Here is a 22,268-nt window from a genome sequence, read left to right as displayed (position 1 = left end):
GGTCGCGATGAGCACGCTGGTCGGCCCGGGCCGCTACAACCGGGCCAAGTACGACTCCTACGAGTGCGGCATCGAGCCGACCCCGCAGGCGCTGTCGGGCCGGTTCCCGGTCGGGGGCACCGGCGGCGGCGCGGTCTCCCCCGGGGCCGGCGACCCGTCGCGCAGCGCGCGGTAGCGCTCCGCCACCGCCTCGGGCACCCGGTCGACGGCGTACCCGAGGACCGCCGCCGCCCAGCCCGCGGCGACCCGGTCGTCGCCGCCGCGGTCGCGCGCCAGGCGGGCCCCGGCGGCCTCCACCGCGCGGACCGGGTCCGCGCCGCCGTCGACCATCGCCACCAGCGAGCCGAGCGCGTCGAACCGGACGGCGTCGACGAGCAGGTTGATGTCGCCGGTGCTGGCGTCGCGCTCGTCGAGCACGTCGTCGAGCAGGCCCCGGAAGCCGCTCGGGTCCTCGAGGATGGCGGTGCCGTGGTCGGCGACCAGCGCGCGGACGGTCCGGTGGAGCTCCACGGCACCCTCCGCTCGGCAGTCCGCGGCGTGCCGGGCCCTCCGGCCGCGCATCGACAGCGCTCGATCGGACTCTAGTCGTGTTCGCGACCGTCGGCGCTGCTGAACGGCACGTCCGAGAACCGGTCCGGACCGGTCAGAAGATGCGGTCGTAGAGCGTCCGCGGGTCGTCCACGCCGGACTGGGTGAACGTGATCCAGCACCGGCAGGCGGTGTCGTCCACCCAGAGCGAGGTGGCGTCGCCGGCGGCGGGGTAGCCGAAGACCTTGCCCTGCTCCGGCTCGTCGTCCTGGCGACCGTCCTCGCCGTTGAGGTCGTAGAACCAGAAGTCGGAGAGCCCGTCCTCGGCGGCCCCCGCGGCCGCCGCCGCCTCGCCCCGCAGCGCGCCGAGCCGGGTGCCGGTGGCGAACTGCCCGATCCGCACCCGCGCGCCGCGGTAGGAGCACGTGCTCTCCTCGGTCTCCCCCGCCCACCGCACCGGGACGCGCGCGCAGCCCTTGAGGGCGAAGACCGCGGCGAGCTCGACGAGCGCCGGCGCGGCCGGCGCGGTCGGCGCCGTCACCGACGGCCTGACGCGGTCCAGCGTCCGCGTCAGCGCCGCCAGCGCGGTGCCGGCGTCGCCGGTCACCCGCGCCGACTGGAGCGCCTTCCGGTCGTCCCAGTAGACGGTGGCGCGGTCGGCGGCCCCCGCGACGGCGGGGTCGACGCTGTGGAAGATGCCGGCCCGGTCGGTCGACGCGAGCGAGCCCACGCTCGGCTCCTGGACGCCCTCGCGGACGGCGTCGAGGTCGCCGGTCGTGGCGTAGGTGGTCAGCACCAGGGTCCCGCCGCGGACGGGGCAGCGCAGCTGCCCCAGGACCCCGGAGTTCGGGTCGGCGGCCACCTTGCGCTGCTCGCGGCACTCGCCGGTGAGCGGACCGAGATCCTTGGCGAGCGCGGCGTAGGCCTCCGCGGGGGTCGGCGGGGTGGACGTCTCCTCCGTGGCGCCGGTCGATCCCGGGCTGCTCGTCGACCCGGCGCCGTACGACGACGGGTCCGAGCGCTGCCCCGGGAGCGCGGGCAGGTCGACGTCGGAGGTGACCACCCAGAAGGAGGCGCCGGCCACGGCGGCGACGATCGCCACCACCGCCAGCAGGACGCGGCCGACCGGCACCGCGGGCGACCGGTCGCGCGACCGCTCGGCCCTGCGTCGACCTCCGCCCATGCCCACCCTGTCCGTCCGACCGCGCGGGGCGGCCCGGTCCGGCCCCGCCCCCGCGATCCTACGTATCGGGCAAGAGGCGGCGTCGGGACCCGCTCGGATCGAGACGGTCGACCGCCGGAGGCCGCCCGCCTGCGGCCCGCGAGCGGCGTCAGGCGGGCGTGGCCACGCCCGACGCGCGGTCCGCGAACTCGGCGGCGGTCCGCGGCCGGGCCGCGACGTCGACGTCCAGGCAGGCGGCGATGAGCTCGCGGGCCGCCGGCGGCAGGTCCGGCGAGAGCGTCGGCTGCGAGGCGAGGATCGAGCGGACCAGGAGCAGCGGCTCGGTGCCGCGCAGGTCGCCGTAGACGCCCTTGCCGACCAGCGCGAAGTGCAGGCTGGCGCCGAGCGACCAGACGTCGCTGGCCCGGGAGGCCTGCGCGCCGAGCATGATCGCGGGGTCGGTGAACTCCAGGCCGATCTGGCCGAGCCCGGTGGTGACCATGCCGGGCGAGAGCAGCTGGGACAGGCCGAGGTCGGCCAGCCGGCCGCCGTCCTCGGCGAACAGGATGTTGGCCGGCTTGATGTCGCGGTGGGCGATGCCGCGCTCGTGCAGCGCGTGGGCGGCCAGCCCGGCGTCGCGGACGGCGGCGACGCGCCGCGGGCCGTCGAGGGTGACGTGCGGGCTCTGCAGCGACCCAAGCGGGAGGTACTCCATCGCGTAGTAGAACGCGCCCCCGTGGCGGCCCGCGTCGTACACCGCGACGAGCCGGTCGGAGTCGGCGACGCTGAAGTGCTTCAGCTCGCGCGTGGCGCGCCGGAAGGCGTCGTCGGAGGTCGGTCCCGCGATCACCTTGACCACCACGTGCTCGGCGTCGATGCCGAGCCGCTCCGGTGTTCGGGCCAGGTAGTTGGTGCCGTAGTTCGACTCCCCCAGCGGGCGGATGAACTCGTAGTCCGCGATCCCCTGCACGTCGCACCTCCGATGCGTCGCCACGGCCGGGCCGTCGGACCGGGGCCGGCCCTGTGTGACCCGTCCTCACTATGGCACCGCGGCGCGCCCGGCCCCATCCCGAACCCGGAGTAAACGCGCCGCGATACCCCAAGGATTCGGGGCGCGCGAAGGCCGCTCCCGGTGTTACTTTCCGAGGACTCGCGACCGAGGAGGCACGGTGACCGAGCCGAGCGCTTCATCCGTGGTACCGACCACCGATCCGTCCAGCTACGTGGGCGCCGCACCGCTCCCGGGCGACCTCACCGACGACCTGCTGCGGACCGACATCTGGTCGGACGAGATGGTCGCCGCCGCGGGGATCCCGATCATCGACATCCCGTTCGTCACCATCGGCTCCGGCATCGGCAGCTTCGTCACCGTCGACTACCTCCGGATCGCCGGGGTGCCGACCTCGCACATGCGCGTGCTCGGCACGCTGGACGTGCCGTGGCAGACCTACGAGTACCTCACCCGGGTCTCCCAGATCCCGCGCGGCGAACGGCTCCGGTCGGACTCGGCGTCGCGCCCGGACAACATCTGGGGCTTCCCGTCGTACGCCGTCAGCGAGGCGTTCCACACGAAGTCGGTCAAGCCGCTGTGGAACGTCTTCACCGAGCCGATCTTCACCGACTACTACACCCCGCGCGCCGGGCACGTCTTCGAGAACCTCGAGCGCGAGGCGAAGCGGATCGGCTACCACGAGATGCTGGTCAAGGGCCTGGTCCGGATCGTGCGCCGGCGCTACGGCGGCGGCTACTTCACGATCCTCACCCCGCCCGAGGGCGCCTCGGCCACCAAGCGGGTCGCGTTCCGCTCCCAGTTCGTGCACGTGGCGGTCGGCTACCCGGGCCTGAAGTTCCTGCCCGAGCTGCAGCGCTACCGCACCGAGCACAACGACTACCGGCACATCGTCAACGCCTACGAGGCGCACGAGCACGTGTACGAGCGGCTGGTGCAGCAGCCGAGCACCGTGCTCGTCCGCGGCGGCGGCATCGTCGCCTCGCGGGTGCTGCAGCGGCTGATGGACGACCGCGAGCAGCACGGGGCGCGCACCAACATCGTCCACCTGTTCCGGACCTACTACCACGGCCCGAACGACGGCTACGGCAACGAGGAGGACCCGCGCCCCGGCGGCGGGAAGCCGCGCCTCTTCATGCGGCGGCGCGGCGGCAACGGCTGGGCGATCCAGGGCTTCAACTACCCGAAGTCGGTCTGGGGCGGGCAGCTCAAGCGCCAGGTGCGCAACCTGGAGGGCGAGGAGCGGGCCGAGATCTACAAGCGGATGGGCGGCACCAACACCCCGTGGCGCAAGTCGTGGCAGCGGCAGATGGACGCCGGCCGCAAGGAGGGCTGGTACACCTGCCTGGTCGGCACCGTCGACGCCATGAAGCCCCACCGCGACCGGATCGTGAACCACGTCCGCACCGCCCAGGGCACCGTGCCGGTCGAGGCGGACTTCGTCATCGACTGCACCGGCCTCGAGGCCGACATCGCCGAGCACCGGCTGCTCAAGGACCTGCTCGACCACGGCGGCGCCAGCCGCAACCCCGTCGGGCGGCTGAACGTGGACCGGAACTTCGAGCTGATCGGCACCCGTTCGGGCAGCGGCGTCATGTACGCGTCGGGGGCGACCACCCTGGGCGGCTACTTTCCCGGCGTCGACACGTTCCTCGGCCTGCAGGTCGCCGCGCAGGAGATCTACCAGGACCTGGCCAAGCACGGCTTCGGCAAGCGCATCGGCCCGGTCCGCTCGACCGTGCAGTGGTGGAAGTGGCTCTTCGGGAGCACGCCGTGAGCCGCCGTACCGAAGGCCGTCACGAAGGAGGCGTCCGATGCTGCCCACGCTGAACGGCCGGATCCAGACCCGGCTCTTCATGCTGATCGTGTTCGGCGGGCTGATCACGCTGCTGATCACGCCGGTCCTGCCCGGCCTGGACCTCAGCGGCGACAGTTACCAGGTGACGTACCTGATCCTCGCCACGGTGACCGTGCTGGGCGTCCTGTGGGAGCTGCTCTACCACCTCATCCAGCAGTTCCGGTGGGAGAAGGACTGGCCGACGCTGTTCGGGCTGATCACCGCGATCAACGAGGGCGCGCTGGTCTGGCTGCTGCTGGACCTCGAGCTGGTCCCGGGGATCGACGCGGCGCCGGACTTCTGGGCGTTCTTCATCATGTTCGGCGTCATCTGGTTCGTGATCTGGGTCTGGACCAACGGCCCGATGCGGGTCCCGCTCATCCGGTGGCGCTTCTTCGGCGGAAGGATCGTGTAGGCCATGGCTGCTGAGTCCCCCCAGGAGTGGGCCTCCGTCCGGGTCGTCCCCGGCGCCGGCGAGGGCACGCTCGCCCGGATCGGGCCCGTGGTGCTGCTGGTCGCGTCCACCGACCCCGACGTGGTCCGCCCCTACCTCGACCACGTCGAGATGGTCGCGGCCAACGGCGGCCAGGGCCGGCAGCTGGTCCGCGGCCTCGCGCTGATGCTGTCCACGGCGGCCGAGGACTCCCCCGGCTTCGCCGCGATCGCGCCGCACACCACCGGCCTGGCCGTCTTCGTGGACGGCCCGGTCACCGTCACCGTCGGCGAGGAGTCGATCTCCGGCGCCGACTCGCTGGCGTGGGTCGAGCGGCTGGTGCCGTGGCCGGTCGGCGACGTCTCGGCGACGCTGCCCGGGGCGAGCGCCCCCGGGGCCTCCGGCTTCCGCCTCGACGGCGGCGTGGTGCCCGCCGCCTCGTTCACCGCGGTCGGCGGCACGGCCGCGCCGGCCGCCCCCGCACCGCCCGCCATGGAGGAGGCGATGGAGCGCGGCGGGATGTCCACGATGGACGTCCCGGTCGACGTCGAGTCCCTCCCCCCGCCCGAGCCGATGCCCGAGCCCGAGCTGATGCCCGAGCCGGAGCCGGAGCCGGCCACGCCCGGGGCGCCGGAGGGCGGCGCCGGCGGCCGCCCGCTGCCCGCGCCCCCGGCCGACGAGCAGGTCGACATCAAGTCGGTGCTGCTCAGCGACGTCGAGGACGACGACGACTTCGAGCCGCTGCCGACGCCCGGCGACGAGAGCGAGATCCCGCGGGAGAGCCACGTCCACGAGGAGGTGCGCGGCGTCTACTGCAAGAACCGGCACTTCAACGACCCGCGCCAGCTGTTCTGCGCGGTCTGCGGGATCAACATGGTCCAGCAGACCCCCGTGCTGGTCAGCGGGCTGCGGCCGCCGCTGGGCGTGATCGTGCTCGACGACGGCGCGGTCTTCCAGGTGGACACGCCCTACCTGCTGGGCCGCGACCCCGACTCCGACGAGCGGGTGGCCGCCGGGAGGTTCCGTGGCCTGCCGGTGGTCGACCAGTCCCACCAGGTCTCCCGGGTGCACGCGCGGCTGGAGCTGCGCGGCTGGGACGTGGTGCTGATCGACAACCACTCCACCAACGGCACCTTCGTGCACGTGCCCAAGGCGACGGACTGGCAGCGGCTGGCCCCCGGCGGCGAGCACGTCCTGGTGCAGGGCACCCGGGTGCGGATCGGGAACCGGACGCTGGCCTTCAACACCCACGCCGGCGGCGCCTGAGGCGCGAGTCGGCACAAACTCACGCAGGTTGGCGGAACCGGCTCGCCGAGCCGGCAGAAACTTTCTGCCGACTCGGGCTCTGCGGCGGTCAGTTTCTGCCGACTCGCGCCCTCAGGTGGACGGGGCGAGGACGCCCAGCGGCACGGTCGCGAAATCGGTCGGGGCGGCGTCGGGGACGGCCGCCGCGCCGATCGCCGGGGCCGGCTCGGTGCCGTCCGCCGCCACCAGGAGCGTGGGCGGCGCCAACCCCGTGGCCGGGTCCGCGGCGGGCGGCTCGACGACCTCCACGCCGCGCGCGGCCAGGGTGGCACGGGCCGCGACCAGGCGTCGCGGTCCGTCGGCGGGCACGGCCAGCGGTACGCCGCGGGCGAGCGCGACCCGCGCCCCGAGCACCAGCGCGGCCTCGCCGTCGGCGCCCGCGCCCGGCACCACCTCGACCGGCGCCCGCTCGGGGAGCGCGTCGGTGTCGTCCGCGAGCACCGCCACCGGGCAGTCGGCCGCCGCCAGTACCGCCGCGCGCGCCGGGTCCCCGGCCCAGAGCACCAGCCCCTGGGGCGCCAGCACCCGCACCAGCTCGGCGAGGTCGGCCTCGACATCGCCGCTGGGGTGCGCGATCACCCGCACCGGGACGCCCGCCTCGGCTCCGCGCCGGACCAGCACCTCCTGCCGCTCCATCGCCGCTGCGACGTCGGCCAGCTCGCCGCTGAGACCGCTGCCCAGCGCCAGTCGCCGGCCCTGCGGCTCGAGCTCGGCGACGACCACCTCGCGCGGCCCCTCGCGGTCGCTCGCGGCCGCCAGCAGGATCGTCGCCAGCTCCAGCGCGACCTCGCCGGGCCGGTCGCGGCGCCCCAGCACCAGCACCCGGTCGACGGCCTCGGCACCGAGCGCCGCCCGCTCGGCCTCCGCGATGTCGCGGGCGACCCGTCGGGCGGGGTAGGCGAGGTTGATCAGCGGCCCGGTCATCACCGTCGTCACCAGCGCCATCACGACCATCATCGTGAACAGCTCCTCGCCGATCAGCCCCAGCTCGGCGCCGACGGTGAGGATGATGATCTCGGTCAGCCCGCGGGTGTTCATCAGGATGCCCAGGGCGTTCGCCTGCCAGTGCGGTACGCCGGCGGAGCGGGCGCCGAGGTAGGCGCCGGCGTACTTGCCGGTGATCGCCACCGCCAGGATCGCGAGCAGCTGGACCAGGTTCTGGGCGCTCAGGCCACGGATGTCGACGCCGAGCCCGGCGATCAGGAAGAAGACCGGGAGGAGCAGCAGGACGGAGAGCTGCTCGAGCCGGACCAGGATCTCGTGCCGCATCGCGGCGGCGCCCTCGTGCGGCATGATCGCGCCCCACAGGAACGCACCGAAGATGAAGTGGATGCCGATCAGCTCGGTGATCGCGGCGAAGACCAGCAGCCCGACCAGCACGATCGAGAGCAGCGCGGGCGTCAGCTCGCCGGCCCGTGCGTACATCCGGGTCAGCCGGGCCAGCTGCGGCCGCACGAGGAGGATCGCGACCAGCACGAACGGCACCGCGAGGAGCACCAGCCAGCTCGGCCCGTGGTGCCCGCCGCCCTCGGCGGCGTGCGGCATGGTCGCGCCGGCGACGCCGATCACCGCGGCCAGCAGGGTCCAGGCGAGCACGTCGTCGGTGGCCGCCGAGGCCAGCGCCAGGCCGCCTGTCTCGGTGCGCTGCATCCGCCGGTCGGTGAGGATCCGGGCCAGCACGGGGAAGGCTGTGATCGACATCGCCGCCCCGAGGAAGAGGGCGAAGGGCCAGAAGCCGGCGTGCTCGGGGCGCAGGTCGTCGAGGAGGACGGCCAGGCCGATGCCGAGGGTGAACGGCAGCGCGATCGAGAGCGCCGAGACCGATCCCGCGACCCGGCCCCGGCCGCGCACCACCGACACGTCGAGCTCGAGGCCGATCACGAACATGAAGAGGACCAGGCCGAGGTTGGCGAGCACCTGGAGCAGGTCGCGGTGCTCGATCGGGAAGATCTCCGCGCTCAGCCCGCCGAGGACGGTCGGACCGAGCAGGATGCCGGCGCCGATCTCGCCGACCACCGCCGGGATGCCGATCCGGCTGACCAGGGCACCGGCCACCCGGGCCACGACGATGATCAGCGCGAGCTGGAGGAGGACCTGCGCGATCACGGACACGGGGGCCTCCTGGGACGGGGGCCTCAGACTAGGGGCACCGGGGCGGCCGCGGCACCACCGAATTCAGGCGGTCCCGGGCGAATTCAGGCGGTCCCGGGCGAGATCAGGCGGTCTCCCACCGGAAGACCTTGGCGGCCACCAGCGTCAGCACGGTGGCGAACGCGGCCAGCACCAGGATCGGCACGATCGCGGTCGAGGCGGGCTCCCCGCGCACCATCACGTCCGTCATCGCCTCGTTCAGCCACTTGAGCGGCAGCACCTCCGACAGCGCCTGCAGCCACTCCGGCGCGCCGTCCAACGGGAAGAAGGACCCGCTGAGGAAGGCCATCGGGAGCACCAGGAAGTTCGCCATGTTGACCGCGCCCTCGGTGGTCTTCGCGATCGCGCCGGACAGGAGCCCCAGCGCCATGAAGCAGAACGTGCCGGCGACGATGAGCGGGATCGACATCCACCACGCGCCGGTCAGCTTCAGCCCGAACAGGAGCACGCCGGTGCCGAGGAAGATCGTGAGCTGGCCGAGCGCGACGACCACCGTGACCGCGACCCGGGCACCGACGACGGTGGTGGTCGGGACCGGGGCCAGCTGCAGGCGCCGCAGGAGCTTGGACTGCCGCCACCCCTGGAGCGTCGCGGCCGCGCCGAACGCGGCGCTCATCGCGACCGCCCAGCCCAGCAGGCCGGGGGTGAAGAACTGGATCGCCGTCAGCGACTCGTCCTCGACCCGCTGGGACTCGAAGGCGTACGTCGGCGGCTGGCCGCTGGCCGCGACGTTGGCCGCGTCCACGAGCGATCGCAGCACGCCCTGGGTGACGGCCGCCTCGACGCGCTCGGTCTCGGCGTAGCGCACGACGAGCGTCTCTCCCTGCTGCTCGATCGCCACGTCGGCGTCGCCCGCCCGCACCTCGCTCACGGCGGCGTCCATGTCCGAGCCCTCGGTCACCTCGAAGGTGTCGTCGAAGACCGCCCGCGCCCCCGCGGGGAGGTCGTCGACCAGCGGCACCTCCCCGACGACGATCATCTCGACCTTCCCCTCGCCCGGGTTGCCGAAGAGCCCGCCGAAGAGCACGAGGAACATCAGGGGGAACACGATGGCGAAGAACACCGAGGCGCGGTCGCGCAGGAAGCCCCGCATGATCGCCGCGGAGAGCGACCAGAACGGCGACGCCGGCCGCTCGTCGGGCGCCTCCCCCGTGGCCTGCCCCTCGGGGTTCCCCGACGCCCGGCCCGCGGCCCGCTCCGTGCGGCTCATGCGCGGTACGCCCGTCCGGTGAGGGCGAGGAACACGTCCTCGAGCGTCCCGGTGTGGACGCTGACCCCGTCGAGCAGGCCCTCCGCGGCGAGCACGCCGATGACGGCGGCGGGGTCGCGGGTGGTGATCACGGTGCCCTCGGGCTCCTCCTCGGCCAGGTCGACCCCGGCGATCCCGCCGGCCCGCTCGGCGTGCAGCACGCCCGGCGCCACGATGATCCGGGTCGGCGCGTCCAGCCCGCGGACCAGCGCCGCGGGGGTGTCGAGCTCGAGGATCCGACCGGCGTCCATGACGGCGACCCGGTCGCACAGGACCTCCGCCTCGTCCATGTAGTGGGTGGTCAGCACGACCGTGCGGCCCGCCTCGTTGATGTCGTTGAGCAGGTCCCACAGGTTCCGGCGGGCCTGCGGGTCGAGCGCCGCGGTCGGCTCGTCGAGGAAGACCAGCTCGGGGTCGTGGACCAGGGCGCACGCGATGGAGAGCCGTTGGGCCTGGCCGCCGGAGAGGTCCTCGACCCGGTCCCCCGCCTTCTCGCCGAGCCCGACCCGCTCCAGCCAGGCGTCCGCGGACGAGGCGGGCACGCCGTACAGCGAGGCGAAGGTGCGGATCTGCTCGCGCGCCGTGAGCCGCTCGAAGAACGACGAGGCCTGCAACTGCACCCCGACGCGGCGCTGCAGGCCCGGGTTGCGCGGGTACACCGAGCCGCCGAGCACCGCCACCTCGCCGCGGTCCGGTGGCCGCAGGCCCTCGATCATCTCCAGCAGCGTGGTCTTGCCGGCGCCGTTGGGGCCGACGACGCCGAAGAACTCGCCCTCCTCGACGACCAGGTCGACACCGTCGACCGCCACGAGGTCCCCGTAGGCCTTGGTCAGGTCGTGCGCCGCGATGGCAGCCATGGAACGACCATAGGGCGTGTCGCTCAGGCGCGCAGCGACCTGACCACCCTCAGCCCGACCGACGCCCGGGCCAGGTCGACGTGGTCCTCGCCGCAGACCTCGCGCAGCGTCGCCTCGGCCTGGCCGACGATCGCGCCCGCCTGCTCGCTCCACTGCTCGACCCGCTCGGCGGCGGGCAGCTCGTGCGACGTGCTCTCCAGCACCTGCGCGGTCAGCTGGGCGTGCACCGAGTGCAGGTCGTCGCGGAGGGCCGCCCGCGCCATCGTCTGCCACTGGTCGAGCCGCGGCAGCGAGACGATCTTCTGCTGCAGCACCGAGAGCGCCAGCCGCTCGCCGAGCGCGAAGTGCACCCGCGCCACCTCGACGGGCTCCAGGTCCTCGCGGACGGCGATCTCGACCACGTTGAGCAGGGCGTAGGCGACGTCGAAGGTGGCGACCTTCGAGGCGAGGTCCTCGGGCACGCCCATCCCCTCGAGGGCGCGCCGCCGGCCCTCGTAGGCCTCCAGCTCACGGCCGGCCAGCAGCGTGGGCAGCTCGGCCATGGTCCGCTGCACCGGGCCGGCGAAGAGGTCGACGGTCGCCTGGCTGTCCAGCGGCGGACGACGGTTGGTGACCAGCCACCGGGAGGCCCGCTCCACGAGCGTCCGCATCTCCACCCGCATCCGGGTCTGCAGGCCGGCGTCGATCACGTTGTCGTAGGTGGCCAGCTCCTTGCGCACCGCCAGCGAGTCGAAGATCTCGCGGGCCACGAAGTTCGCTCGCGTGAGCTCCGCCGCGCTCGCCCCCGTCTCCCCCGACAACCGGGCCCAGAAGGTCATCCCGGCACCGTTCACGATGTCGTTGACCACCTGCATCACGATGATCTCGCGGCGCAGCGGGTGCTGCGCGACCTGCTCGGCGAAGCCCTCCCGGACCGGCTCCGGGAAGTACCCGACCAGGTCCTGCACCAGGTACGGGTCCTCGGGCAGGTCGGTCTCGAGGAGCTCCTGGGAGAGGGCGATCTTGGTGTACGACAGGAGCACGGCGAGCTCCGGCGTGCTCAGCGCCTCCTTCGCCTCGAGCCGGCGCGCCACCTCCTTGCTGCTCGGGAGCGCCTCCAGCTCCCGGTCCAGCTCCCCCTTCGCCTCCAGGTCGCGCATCCACTGCTCGTGCACGTGGAGCAGGGAGGGCGCGTTGCGCACCGCGTTGGCCAGCGCCAGGTTCTGGTCGTAGTTGTCGGAGAGCACGAGCTCGGCGACCTCGTCGGTCATCGACGCCAGCAGCGCGTTGCGCTGCTTCGCGGTGAGGTCGCCGTCGGCGACCACCCGGTCCAGCAGGATCTTCAGGTTCACCTCGTGGTCGGAGGTGTCGACGCCGGCGGAGTTGTCGATGAAGTCGGTGTTGATCCGGCCGCCGTTGAGCGCGTACTCGATGCGTCCGCGCTGGGTCAGGCCGAGGTTGCCGCCCTCGCCCACGCAGCGGACCCGCAGCTGCCCGCCGTCGACCCGGATCGCGTCGTTGGCCTTGTCCCCGACCTCGGCGTGGGTCTCGGTGGAGGCCTTGACATAGGTGCCGATGCCGCCGTTCCAGAGCAGGTCGACCGGCGCCAGCAGGATCGCCCGCATCAGCTCGGCCGGGGTCATCCGCTCGACGTGGCCGGCGATGCCGAGCGCGGCACGGAGCCGGGCGTTGAGCGGGATCGACTTCGCGGTGCGTGGGAAGACCCCGCCGCCCTCGGAGATCAGCGACCGGTCGTAGTCCTTCCAGCTCGACCGGGGCAGCTCGAAGAGCCGGCGCCGCTCGGCGTGCGACGTCGCGGCGTCCGGCTCGGGGTCGATGAAGATGTCGCGGTGGTCGAACGCCGCGACCAGGCGGGTGTGCTCGGAGAGCAGCATCCCGTTGCCGAAGACGTCCCCGGACATGTCGCCGACGCCGACGCAGGTGAAGTCCTCGGCCTGGCAGTCGACGCCCATCTCGCGGAAGTGGCGGCGCACCGAGACCCACGCGCCCTTGGCGGTGATGCCCATCGCCTTGTGGTCGTAGCCCACGGAGCCCCCGCTGGCGAAGGCGTCACCGAGCCAGAACCCGTAGTCGTCCGCGACCCCGTTGGCGATGTCGGAGAACGTCGCGGTCCCCTTGTCGGCGGCGACGACCAGGTAGGCGTCGTCCCCGTCGTGGCGCACCACCCGTGGCGGCGGCACGGCCTCGCCGCCGACCAGGTTGTCGGTGACGTCGAGCAGGCCCGAGATGAACGTGGTGTAGCAGGCCACGCCCTCGGCCATCCACGCCTCCCGGTCCGTCGGGTCCGGGAGCTGCTTCGCGTAGAAGCCGCCCTTGGCGCCGACCGGGACGATCACCGTGTTCTTCACCATCTGCGCCTTGACCAGCCCGAGGATCTCGGTCCGGAAGTCGTCGCGGCGGTCGGACCAGCGCAGCCCGCCGCGGGCCACCGGGCCGAACCGCAGGTGCACGCCCTCCACCCGCGGGGAGTAGACGAAGATCTCGAAGCGCGGCCGCGGCTCCGGCAGGTCCGGGATCGCGGAGGGCTCCATCTTCAGCGACAGGTACGCCTTCGGCGGCCCGTCCGGATCCCCGTCGGCGGTCTGGAAGTAGTTGGTGCGCAGCGTGGCCTCGATGTGGGTCAGGTACGAGCGCAGGATCCGGTCGTGGTCCAGGCTGACGACCTCGTCGAGGCCGGCGCGCATCCGCTCGTCGAGCACCGCGGTACGGCGCTCCCGCTCGTCGCCGTCCAGGGTCGGGTCGAACCGGGCCTCGAAGAGCGCCACCAGCAGCGCCGCCAGCTCCACGTTGCCCACCAGCGCGCCCTGGATCGAGTCCGGCGCGAACGGGCTGTTCCCCTGCCGCATGTAGCGGGCGTAGGCGCGGAGCACGGTCACCTGCCGCCAGGTCAGACCGGCGCGCAGCACCAGCGGGTTGAAGCCGTCGGTCTCGTTGTAGCCGTCCCACATCGCCCGCAGCGCCTGGGCGAACAGCTCGCGGCCGTTCTCGGGGTACTCCTCGGCGTAGCGCAGTCCGAAGTCGTAGATGTGGGAGAGCCGGGACACCCCGGTCATCGTGTAGGGGCGCTCGTCGACCACCTCGACGCCCATCGAGGAGAGCATCGGCAGCACGTGGGAGAGCGAGAGCGGCGAGCCGATCCGGAACAGCTTGAGCCGGGCCTCCCCCTCCACCGCGTCCAGGTCCTCGTAGAGCACCTGGTCGATCCCCTCCTCGCCCTCGATCCCCTCCAGCCGGCCGAGGTCGACCGCGGCGGTGCGCGGGGTGAAGTCCTCCTTGTAGGCCTCGGGGAACGCCTCGGCGTAGCGGCGGCCGAGCGTGGCACCGGCCTCCTCGCCGTACTCGGCGCTCACCGCCTGCTGGAAGTCGTCGTCCCAGGACCGGGAGGCGTCGATCAGGCGCCGCTCGAGGTCGGCGGTGTCGATGTCCTCGCCGATCAGCTCGCCGCGCGGCCGGCGGACCACGAAGTGCACGCGGGCGGTGGTGGACTCGTTCATGCTCACGTTGAACTCGACCGAGTCGGCGCCCAGCTGCTCGGTGAGGATCCGGGAGAACTTGTGCCGGACGCCGGTGTTGTAGCGGTCGCGCGGCAGGTAGACCAGCACCGAGAGGTAGCGGCCGTAGGCGTCGCGGCGCAGGAACATCCGCACCGCGCGCCGCTCCCGGGCCCGCATCGCGGCCTCGGCGATCGGCGCCAGCTCCTCGACCCGGGTGTGGAACAGGTCGTCGCGCGGGTAGGTCTCCAGCGTGTCCAGCAGGGCGGTGCCGTCGTGGCTGCGCGGGTCCAGACCGCTGTGCCGGATCACCGCCTCCGCCTTGTCCCGGAGCAGCGGGATCCGCAGCACCGACTCGGTGTAGGCGGCGCTGGAGAGCAGGCCCAGGAACCGGCGCTCGCCGGTGACCTCGCCGTCGGGACCGAACGTCTTGACGCCGACGTAGTCCAGGAACGCCGGCCGGTGCACCGTGGAGCGGGAGTTCGCCTTGGCCAGGACCAGCAGCGTCCGCTCCCGGGCCCGGGCCTTGACGGCGTCCGGGAGCCGGCTGAAGGCCATCGACTCCTTCGCCTCGGTGCCGGACTCGCGCAGGATCCCCAGGCCGCTGCCGGGGACGGCGCTCAGCACGTCGTCCTCGACCCCGTCCACGAGCTCCCGGTCCAGGCGGTACTCCCGGTAGCCGAGGAAGGTGAAGTGCTCGTCGGCCAGCCAGGTCAGCAGGTCGGAGGCCTGGCGGACCTCCTCGGGCTCCAGCGGCGGCGGGTCGGCGGCGAGGTCGCCGACCACCTCCTCCACCTTGTCGTGCATGGCCGGCCAGTCGGTGACCGCCGCCCGCACGTCGCCGAGGATCCTGCGGATGTCGTCGGTCAGCCGGCCCGCCTCGTCGCCGTCGCCGGCCAGCCGGTCGATCTCGACGTGCATCCACGACTCGCGGGTGACGCCCTCGGCCGGCGTCGACGCCCCCAGCGGGACCGGGGCGATCGAGACCAGGCGGCCCTCGTCGTCGCGCTGGACGTCGAAGGTCGGGTGCACCACCAGGTGCATGTCGTGCAGCTGCCGGGCCAGCTCCATGGTCAGGGAGTCGACCAGGAACGGCATGTCGTCCACGACGACCTCGACCACCGTGTGCCCCGCCGCCGTCCAGCCGTGCTCGGAGACGGTGGGGGTCAGCACCCGCACCCGCGACTCGCGCGGGGCCCGCTCGGCCGCGAGGTGGAAGTGGGAGGCCAGCGCGCCGTACACGTCGACGTCCGCGCGTCCCTCCAGGTCCTCCGCGGCGACGTGGTGGTAGTACGCCGGCAGCAGCTCGGCGAGCTGCTCGCGCGGCGGCCCGCCCGACCCCTTGCCGTGCCGCGCCGCCGCGGCGGCCTGCTCGAAGAGCCGTTCTCTGGAGGCCACTTCGCTGGATGCCTGCTGCGCCGTCACTGACACGCTTGCGACACTAGGACCGCCGGGGAACGATCACAACCGACCCGCGGCACCGCGACCGTCCCCGCCCCGAAGGAGCGCGCCCCGCCATGACCACCCGCATGGTCCACACCCTCACCTACCCCGCCGACGCCGAGGCCGTCGCCGCGATGCTCGCCGACCCCGCGTTCCGCGAGGAGGTCTGCCGCAGCCAGAAGGCGACGTCGTACGACGTCGACGTCACCGGCGGCCCGGGCGCCGGCATGACGGTGCGGACCGAGATGAGCCTGCCGACCGACAAGGTGCCCTCGTTCGCCCGCAAGATCGTCGGCTCCACGACCACCATCGTGCAGTCCGAGGACTGGGGCACCGCGACCGACGCCGACATCCACATGGAGATCCCCGGCAAGCCGGGCGAGATCACCGGCACCTCGGTCATCGCGCCGCCCGTGGACGGGGCGACGTCGCGCACCGTGACCCTCGACATCACCATCCGCGTGCCGCTGGTCGGCGGCAAGATCGAGGACCTCGTCGGCAAGCTGCTGGGGAGCGCGCTGCGGGCCGAGGAGCGGGTGGCCGCGGAGTATCTGGCGGGGTGAGGCCGGCGGGTGTCGGAATCACCGGTCGACCGGTGATTCCGACGCTTGACAGCCGTTGCAACGCCTGTCAAGCGCATGAAGTGCCTGTCAGGTGTGACGCGTGGTCAGCCTGAGGCACACGACCCGCCACCCCCACCGCGGTGGCCGACCGCAAACCTCGACCGCGCGGCCGACCGCGCGGCCGACCGCGCGGCCGACCGCGCGGCGGAGCGAAGCTGAGACGCGCTCGGCCCGTCAGAACATGTGCGGGTACAGGTAGTCCCTCGGCGGCACCAGCGTCTCCTTGATCGACCTCGGCGACGTCCAGCGCATCAGGTTCACCGGCGCACCGGCCTTGTCGTTGGTCCCGGACGCCCGGGCCCCGCCGAACGGCTGCTGGCCGACGACCGCACCGGTCGGCTTGTCGTTGATGTAGAAGTTCCCGGCCGCGAACCGCAGCTCCTCCGCGGCCCACGCGACCGCGGCGCGGTCGCGGGCGATCACCGCGCCGGTGAGCGCGTACGGCGCCGCCGACTCCGCCTGGGTCACCACCCGTTCGAAGTCGCCGTCGTCGTAGACGTGGACGACCAGGATCGGCCCGAAGTACTCGGTGGAGAACATCGCGTCGGTCGGGTCGTCGGCGAGCACGACGGTGGGCCGCACGAAGTAGCCGACCTCGGCGTCGGTGGAGCCGCCGGCCGCGACGGTCAGCCCGGAGGTGGCGTAGGCCCGGGCGATCGCCGCCTCGTGCTTGTCGTAGGCGCGGCGGTCGATCACGGCGCCGAGGAAGTTGCCGAAGTCGGCCGGGTCGCCCATCGCCAGGGCGTCGGTCTGGTCGAGCAGGTCCTGGCCCATCCGCTCCCACACCGACCGCGCGACGTACGCCCGCGAGGCCGCCGAGCACTTCTGCCCGGCGAACTCGAACGCGCCGCGGATCAGCGCGACCCGTACGACGTCCGGGTCGGCGGAGGGGTGGGCGATCACGAAGTCCTTGCCGCCGGTCTCCCCCACCAGGCGGGGGTAGGAGCGGTACCCGGTCAGGTTGGCGCCGACCGCCTGCCACAGGCGCTGGAACGTGCCGGTGGAGCCGGTGAAGTGGATGCCGGCCAGGTCCGGGTGGTGCAGCGCGACCTCGGAGACGTCGAGCCCGTCCCCGGGCAGCATGTTGATCACCCCCGGCGGCATCCCCGCCTCCTCCAGCAGCTCCATGGTCAGGCTGGCGGCGAGCTGCTGCGTCGGGGACGGCTTCCAGATCACCGTGTTGCCCATCAGCGCCGGCGCGGTCGGCAGGTTGCCGGCGATGGCGGTGAAGTTGAACGGGGTGATGGCGTAGACGAACCCCTCCAGCGGCCGGTGGTCGGTCCGGTTCCAGACGCCCGGGCTGTTCGCGATCGGCTGCTCGGCCAGGATCTGCTTGGCGTAGTGCACGTTGAAGCGCCAGAAGTCGATCAGCTCGCAGGCGGCGTCGATCTCGGCCTGGAAGGCGGTCTTCGACTGGCCCAGCACGGTGGCCGCGTTGAGCCGCTGTCGCCACGGCCCGGCGAGCAGGTCGGCGGCCTTGAGCAGGATCGCGCACCGGTCGTCGGCGGACAGCGCGCGCCAGCCGGGTGCCGCCTCGCGGGCCGCCTCGACCGCGCGCTCGGCGTCGGCCTTGCTGCTGTGCCGGGCGGTGCCGAGGACGTGGGCGTGGCGGTGCGGCTGGACGACCTGGAACTCCTCGCCGCCGCCGCTCACCCACTCCCCGCCGATGTGGGCGCGCAGGTCGTGCTCGGTCGCGGCGAGCTCGCCGATCGCCTGCGCGAGGTCGGTGCGCTCGGGGGTGCCGGGCGCGTAGGTCAGGTTCGGCTCGTTCGATGGAGCCGGCGGGTAGGTGATGGCGTCCATGCTGCGACCATAACCCCCGCCACGAGAGCCCCCGGCGTGCCAGGACGGGCCCGCGGCGCCGCCCGGCTCACCCCTTCGGTGCCGGCTTCGGCGTCGGCTTGCGGCCCGCGCGGCGCCCCCGCGGCGCCCGCGTCCGGCTCGCCGCGGAGACGTCGAGCAGCTCGTCGAGCGCCTCGATGATGCAGGTGCCCAGCAGGTCGATGTCGGGGATCCAGTCCCGGTCCGCGGTGAGGCCGTAGTAGACCCCGCCGTCGTACGACGTCACGCCGATCGACAGCGGGTGGCCGGCCACCAGCGGCGGCACCGGGTAGGTCGCCAGCATCTGCGCGCCCGCGGCGTACAGCGGTGCCTGCGGACCCGGGACGTTGGTGATCGAGAGCTGGTAGCCGCGCCGCACCTCGGTCGCCGCCACCCGGGAGCCGATGGCGTGGAACGTGGTCGGCGCGAAGCCGGCGATCCCGGCGAGGCGGTTGGCGGCCACGCTGCGCCCGGTCTCGGCGTGCGCCTGGAAGGAGTAGGAGACCTGGTGCAGCCGCACCAGCGGGCTGGGCTCGCCGATCGGCAGGTCGACGAAGTGGGCGGCGATCTGGCTGCCCAGCGAGGTCGCCTCGAGCTCCTCGTCGATCACCGACACCGGTGCCAGGGCCCGGATCCGGCGGAGCCCGCCGAGGGACTCGGCTCGGGCCATCAACCAGCTCCGCAGGCCGCCGGCGACGGTGGCGAGGATGACGTCGTTGACGGTGCCGCCGTGGGCGTCGCGCACCTTCCGGTAGTCGGCCAGGCGGGTGTCCACGGTGACCACGCGGCGCTGCTGGGAGAGCGGGCCGTTGATCGCGCCGCCGTTGCGCGGCCGGCGGCCCGTCACCGCGTCGACGAAGGCGCGCGCCCGCCTGCTGCGGGCGTCCGCCTCGCGGACCACCGCCCGCGAGCCCGTGCGCAGGGTGTCCAGCACCGTGCCGGTGTCGGTCATCGAGTCGCGCATGGCGCCGGCGACCAGGTGTGCGGGCGTCGGGGCCCGGCGCGGCTTCCAGTCGTCGGGCTCGAGGTCGCGCTGGGTGGCCGACGGGTCGAGCAGCAGCTGCCCGAGGTCGACGGTCTGGACGCCGTCGACGAGCGCCTGGTGGGTCTTGGACAGCAGGGCCACCCGCCCGCCCTCGAGCCCCTCGACGAAGTAGACCTCCCACAGCGGGCGCCCGCGGTCCAGCGGGCGGGAGACGATCCGCGACACCAGCTCGCGCAGCTGCGCGCCGGTGCCCGGCCGCGGCAGCGCCGAACGCCGCACGTGGAAGGCGATGTCGAAGGCGTCGTCGTCGATCCACAGGGGGTTGGCCAGGTGGCCGGGGACCGACTGCAGTCGCTGCCGGTAGCGCGGCACGAAGGCGATCCGGTCGCTGATCAGGGTGACCAGCCGCTGGTAGTCCAGCGCGCCCTCACCCTCGCCCGGGTCGAAGATCTCGATGGTCGCGTTGTGGGCCGGGGTGCTGGGCGTCTCCTCGGCGAGGAAGGCCAGGTCCCGCGGCCGCACCCTGTCCGCCATGCTCCTGGCCTCCTCCCCGGCCCCCTCCGGCCGCTCCACCCTGCTTCGTGAGAGTCTGACAGACGACGCGACGCAGGGGGCGGGTGTCCGCCACCGGAAGTCGCGCGGCGGACACGGACGGAAGGCGGATCGATGATCGACCTACGGCGCCTCGGCGCGACCACCGCGGCACTGGCCCTGGCCGTCGCCCTCACCGCCTGCGGCGGCGACGCCGACGGCGGCAGTGGCGGCAGTGGCGACGGCGGTGGCTCGGCCGACGCGGTCGTGGTGGAGATCGACTTCGAGGGCGACTCCGTGACCCCGGTCGGCGAGCGGGTCGAGGTCGAGGCCGGTCAGCCGGTCGACCTGGAGGTCACCGCGGACCAGCCCGGCGAGATCCACATCCACTCCGACCCGGAGCAGGAGCTCGAGTACGAGTCGGGCAGCACGACCTTCAAGATCGTCATCGACCGTCCGGGCGTCGTCGCCGTGGAGTCGCACGACCTGGACCAGGTGATCGTCCAGCTCGAGGTCCAGTGATCGAGGCGCACGGGATCGGAGGTCAGGCCGACCTCCCGATCCCCCTCGGCCTCGCCGTCGCCGGCGCCGTCACGGCCCTGCTCGTCTCCTTCGGCGTCCTGATCCTCGCCTGGCGCACCCCGCGGTACGCCGTGCCGGGTGGCCGCCCCGCGTGGTCGTGGCTCGACCGGGCGACCGCCGCCCCGGTGACCGCCGCGCTCGCGCGGGCGCTGGGCATGGTGGTGTTCCTGTTCGCCGCGGTGACGGCGGTGGCGGGCGAGAACTCGCTGACCAACCCGTTCTTCGGCATCGTCTACGTGTGGTGGTGGGTCGGCCTCGTGGCGGCATCCCTGCTGCTCGGCCCGGTGTGGCGCGCGATCAGCCCGATGCGGACGATCAACGGCCTGCTCGCCCGCGCCTCCGGCGGCGACCCCGAGCGCGGGATCCTCGACTACCCCGAGCGGCTGGGCCACTGGCCGGCGGCGCTCGGCCTCTACGCGTTCGTCTGGCTCGAGCTGGTCTACCGCTACCCCGACGACCTGGGTGCCGTCCGCCTGTGGTGCGCGCTCTACGTGGGCGCCATGCTGATCGGCGGCGCCGTGTTCGGCAACCGCTTCTACGAGCGCGCCGATCCGTTCGAGGTGTACTCCACCCTCGTCGGCCGGCTCTCGATCTGGGCCCGCCACGAGGGTCGCCTCGTGGTCCGCAGCCCGCTGGCCAACCTGGCCACCGTGACCCCGCGGCCGGGCCTGGTCGCGGTGGTCGGCGTCCTCTTCGGCAGCACCGCCTTCGACTCGTTCCGCGAGTCGAGCTTCTGGATCACCACGACCTACGACTCCGAGTGGTCGAAGTTCACCCTCGACAACGTCGGGCTGCTCGTCTTCTGCGGGACCGCGACGGGCGCGCTGGCGCTGGCCTGCGCCGCGGTCGGGTTCGACGTCTCCCTGCGCGGCGGGCTGCCGCGCGTCCGGTTCACCCGGCTCGAGGTTCCGCACCGGCGCCTGCCGTCGGTGTTCGCCCACTCGATGGTGCCGATCATCGCGGCCTACATCGCCGCCCACTACCTGACGCTGCTGATCGACACCGGGACCCTGACCCTGGCCCGGGCCAGCGACCCGTTCGGCCGCGGGTGGGACATGCTCGGCACGGCCGGGCTGCAGCCGGCGTACTGGTTCGCCTACCACCCGACGGTGCTGGCGACGACCAAGGTGCTGGCGGTCGTGATCGGCCACGTGACGGCGGCCGTGGCCGCCCACGACCGGGCGCTGGAGGTGCTGCCGCGCCGGCACCAGGTGACCGGGCAGCTGCCGCTCCTGGTGGTGATGGTCGCGTTCACCGCCGGCGGCCTCTACCTGCTGTTCAGCGCCTGAGCCGGCGCCGCGGCGCGCGCGGCGCGGGCGGCATCCCGGGCATGGCGTCCACCAGTGCCGCCACGGCGCGGGTGAACGGCGACTCCCCCTCCTCCACCGGCGTCCGGCCGGCGACCAGGGCCCGGTCCAGCGCCGGCTGGTCGTCGGGCAGCAGGTGGATCCCGCGGTCGGCGCCGAACCCGGCGAGCATCGCGGACACGTCGCCCTCGCTCCAGCCCAGGGTGGGCCGCATCCGGTTGACCACCACCCGTACGACGGCGCCCGGGGCCCGGTCGCGCAGCTCGCCGAGCCCGCGGGCCAGCCGCGCCAGCCCGACGGGGTCGGCGGACCCGACGGCCACCACCTCGTCGGCGGCCTCCAGCGCCTCGAGCGTGAGGCCGTTGCGGGCGGGCCGCGCGAGCGGGTCACCGCCGGACTCCCACTCCAGGCTGAAGCCGGTGTCCACCACCACGGTCGCCTCGAGCCGGGCGTCGGCGACGAGCCGGCCGAGGGTGTCGGGCCGCACCTCCGCCCAGCGGTCGGCCCGCGGCAGCCCGGTGACCAGGCTCAGGCGGTCGGAGAGGCGGCGGCGCACGGAGGCACCGCGCTCGGCGAGGGTGCCGGCCGCGGCCAGCCGGGCGGCGGCCAGCAGCCCGGAGACCTCCTCGAGCACGCCGAGCTGCTGGGCCACGCTGCCGCCGTAGGGGTCGGCGTCGACCAGCAGCGTCGGCAGGTCGCGGCGGGCCAGCTCCGCGGCGAGCGTCACCGCGACGGTGCTCCGCCCCGGCGCGCCCGCGGGGCCCCACACCGCGACGACGCGTCCCGGCGCCGGCGCCCCCTCGACCGCGTCCGCGGGGTCCAGCACGTCCGGCGCGCCCGGCCCGTCCGGCCCGTCCGGCGCGCTGCTCGTGGAGAAGGGCGACGGCGTCCTGGACGTCCAGCGCCCCGACGACCTGCGCGAGAGCAAGGCCCTGCACGGCCTCTCCCGCACCC

The 22,268-nt window shown here is 73.6% G+C and carries 16 protein-coding genes and 2 pseudogenes; 8 read left to right on the top strand and 10 right to left on the bottom strand.

Features of this window, described 5'->3' with window-relative positions; translation table 11 throughout:
• Positions 1 to 112 (top strand): annotated as a pseudogene (locus ABLM29_RS19975) (NADH-quinone oxidoreductase subunit A); the annotation flags it as partial.
• On the opposite strand, the gene ABLM29_RS19970 reads toward ABLM29_RS19975, so the two are convergent.
• From ABLM29_RS19970 to ABLM29_RS19960, 3 genes are all read right to left on the bottom strand, one after another.
• Entirely contained in the window at positions 58 to 510 is a 453-nt protein-coding gene (locus ABLM29_RS19970) for a hypothetical protein (protein ID WP_349716309.1), read from the bottom strand. The pseudogene ABLM29_RS19975 and the gene ABLM29_RS19970 sit on opposite strands and share 55 nt — an antisense overlap.
• 133 nt (positions 511 to 643) lie before the next feature.
• The gene (locus ABLM29_RS19965; protein WP_349716308.1) at positions 644 to 1,711 is read right to left on the bottom strand and encodes a hypothetical protein; all 1,068 of its coding nucleotides are present in this window, start codon (positions 1,709 to 1,711) and stop codon (positions 644 to 646) included.
• Between the two features lie 148 nt (positions 1,712 to 1,859).
• A complete protein-coding gene (locus ABLM29_RS19960; RefSeq protein WP_349716307.1) occupies positions 1,860 to 2,660 on the bottom strand; it encodes a serine/threonine-protein kinase in 801 nt (266 codons plus the stop codon).
• 199 nt (positions 2,661 to 2,859) lie between these two features.
• Here ABLM29_RS19960 and ABLM29_RS19955 point away from each other — a divergent pair, with 199 nt between their 5' ends.
• Genes ABLM29_RS19955 through ABLM29_RS19945 form a run of 3 tightly spaced genes read left to right on the top strand, consistent with a single transcriptional unit; the run spans position 2,860 to position 6,235 of the window.
• Positions 2,860 to 4,476 (top strand): FAD/NAD(P)-binding protein, encoded by a 1,617-nt coding sequence (locus tag ABLM29_RS19955; RefSeq protein ID WP_349716306.1) that lies wholly within the window; start codon positions 2,860 to 2,862, stop codon positions 4,474 to 4,476.
• Between the two features lie 37 nt (positions 4,477 to 4,513).
• Positions 4,514 to 4,951 (top strand): hypothetical protein, encoded by a 438-nt coding sequence (locus ABLM29_RS19950; protein ID WP_349716305.1) that lies wholly within the window; start codon positions 4,514 to 4,516, stop codon positions 4,949 to 4,951.
• 3 nt (positions 4,952 to 4,954) lie between these two features.
• Positions 4,955 to 6,235 (top strand): FHA domain-containing protein, encoded by a 1,281-nt coding sequence (locus ABLM29_RS19945; protein ID WP_349716304.1) that lies wholly within the window; start codon positions 4,955 to 4,957, stop codon positions 6,233 to 6,235.
• 111 nt (positions 6,236 to 6,346) lie between these two features.
• Here the strand turns inward: ABLM29_RS19945 and ABLM29_RS19940 are convergent, their stop codons facing one another.
• From ABLM29_RS19940 to ABLM29_RS19925, 4 genes are all read right to left on the bottom strand, one after another.
• Positions 6,347 to 8,386, bottom strand: a complete 2,040-nt coding sequence (locus ABLM29_RS19940) for a cation:proton antiporter domain-containing protein (RefSeq protein ID WP_349716303.1) — start codon at positions 8,384 to 8,386, stop codon at positions 6,347 to 6,349.
• Between the two features lie 103 nt (positions 8,387 to 8,489).
• Entirely contained in the window at positions 8,490 to 9,635 is a 1,146-nt protein-coding gene (locus ABLM29_RS19935; RefSeq protein ID WP_349716302.1) for an ABC transporter permease, read from the bottom strand.
• On the bottom strand, positions 9,632 to 10,531 hold the full coding sequence (locus tag ABLM29_RS19930) for an ABC transporter ATP-binding protein (protein WP_349716301.1): 900 nt from the start codon (positions 10,529 to 10,531) through the stop codon (positions 9,632 to 9,634). Before ABLM29_RS19930 ends, ABLM29_RS19935 begins: the two co-directional genes overlap by 4 nt.
• A gap of 23 nt (positions 10,532 to 10,554) precedes the next feature.
• A complete protein-coding gene (locus ABLM29_RS19925; RefSeq protein WP_349716300.1) occupies positions 10,555 to 15,453 on the bottom strand; it encodes an NAD-glutamate dehydrogenase in 4,899 nt (1,632 codons plus the stop codon).
• 86 nt (positions 15,454 to 15,539) lie between these two features.
• On the opposite strand from ABLM29_RS19925, the gene ABLM29_RS19920 reads away from it, so the two are divergent.
• Positions 15,540 to 16,028, top strand: a complete 489-nt coding sequence (locus ABLM29_RS19920; RefSeq protein WP_349716299.1) for a DUF2505 domain-containing protein — start codon at positions 15,540 to 15,542, stop codon at positions 16,026 to 16,028.
• A 234-nt stretch (positions 16,029 to 16,262) separates the two neighbouring features.
• Here the strand turns inward: ABLM29_RS19920 and pruA are convergent, their stop codons facing one another.
• Positions 16,263 to 17,891, bottom strand: a complete 1,629-nt coding sequence (gene pruA / locus ABLM29_RS19915) for an L-glutamate gamma-semialdehyde dehydrogenase (RefSeq protein ID WP_349716298.1) — start codon at positions 17,889 to 17,891, stop codon at positions 16,263 to 16,265.
• 67 nt (positions 17,892 to 17,958) lie between these two features.
• Positions 17,959 to 19,428, bottom strand: a complete 1,470-nt coding sequence (locus ABLM29_RS19910; RefSeq protein WP_349716297.1) for a wax ester/triacylglycerol synthase family O-acyltransferase — start codon at positions 19,426 to 19,428, stop codon at positions 17,959 to 17,961.
• A 132-nt stretch (positions 19,429 to 19,560) separates the two neighbouring features.
• On the opposite strand from ABLM29_RS19910, the gene ABLM29_RS19905 reads away from it, so the two are divergent.
• Together ABLM29_RS19905 and ABLM29_RS19900 are read left to right on the top strand one after the other, a co-directional pair.
• Positions 19,561 to 19,947, top strand: a complete 387-nt coding sequence (locus ABLM29_RS19905; RefSeq protein ID WP_349716296.1) for a hypothetical protein — start codon at positions 19,561 to 19,563, stop codon at positions 19,945 to 19,947.
• A complete protein-coding gene (locus tag ABLM29_RS19900) occupies positions 19,944 to 21,296 on the top strand; it encodes a hypothetical protein (protein WP_349716295.1) in 1,353 nt (450 codons plus the stop codon). The genes ABLM29_RS19905 and ABLM29_RS19900 overlap by 4 nt, the downstream gene beginning before the upstream one ends.
• Here the strand turns inward: ABLM29_RS19900 and ABLM29_RS19895 are convergent.
• Positions 21,286 to 22,041, bottom strand: coding sequence for a CpaE/TadZ family protein (locus ABLM29_RS19895; protein ID WP_349716294.1), 756 nt, complete (start codon positions 22,039 to 22,041; stop codon positions 21,286 to 21,288). The genes ABLM29_RS19900 and ABLM29_RS19895 overlap by 11 nt on opposite strands.
• Positions 22,042 to 22,048: 7 nt before the next feature.
• On the opposite strand from ABLM29_RS19895, the pseudogene ABLM29_RS19890 reads away from it, so the two are divergent.
• Positions 22,049 to 22,268 (top strand): annotated as a pseudogene (locus ABLM29_RS19890) (hypothetical protein); the annotation flags it as partial.

This window comes from Nocardioides sp. YIM 152588, from assembly GCF_040191335.1.
GTDB lineage: Bacteria > Actinomycetota > Actinomycetes > Propionibacteriales > Nocardioidaceae > Nocardioides.
Note: the sequence above shows the minus strand (reverse complement) of the source record. Positions and strands in the feature narration are given on the sequence as shown.

Bases quoted from the DNA above. Each gene is read 5' to 3' on its own strand.
- ABLM29_RS19965 (WP_349716308.1), bottom strand. From the start codon at position 1,711: ATGGGCGGAGGTCGACGCAGGGCCGAGCGGTCGCGCGACCGGTCGCCC.
- ABLM29_RS19950 (WP_349716305.1), top strand. From the start codon at position 4,514: ATGCTGCCCACGCTGAACGGCCGGATCCAGACCCGGCTCTTCATGCTG.
- ABLM29_RS19945 (WP_349716304.1), top strand. From the start codon at position 4,955: ATGGCTGCTGAGTCCCCCCAGGAGTGGGCCTCCGTCCGGGTCGTCCCC.
- ABLM29_RS19935 (WP_349716302.1), bottom strand. From the start codon at position 9,635: ATGAGCCGCACGGAGCGGGCCGCGGGCCGGGCGTCGGGGAACCCCGAG.
- ABLM29_RS19930 (WP_349716301.1), bottom strand. From the start codon at position 10,531: ATGGCTGCCATCGCGGCGCACGACCTGACCAAGGCCTACGGGGACCTC.
- ABLM29_RS19920 (WP_349716299.1), top strand. From the start codon at position 15,540: ATGACCACCCGCATGGTCCACACCCTCACCTACCCCGCCGACGCCGAG.
- pruA (WP_349716298.1), bottom strand. From the start codon at position 17,891: ATGGACGCCATCACCTACCCGCCGGCTCCATCGAACGAGCCGAACCTG.
- ABLM29_RS19910 (WP_349716297.1), bottom strand. From the start codon at position 19,428: ATGGCGGACAGGGTGCGGCCGCGGGACCTGGCCTTCCTCGCCGAGGAG.
- ABLM29_RS19905 (WP_349716296.1), top strand. From the start codon at position 19,561: ATGATCGACCTACGGCGCCTCGGCGCGACCACCGCGGCACTGGCCCTG.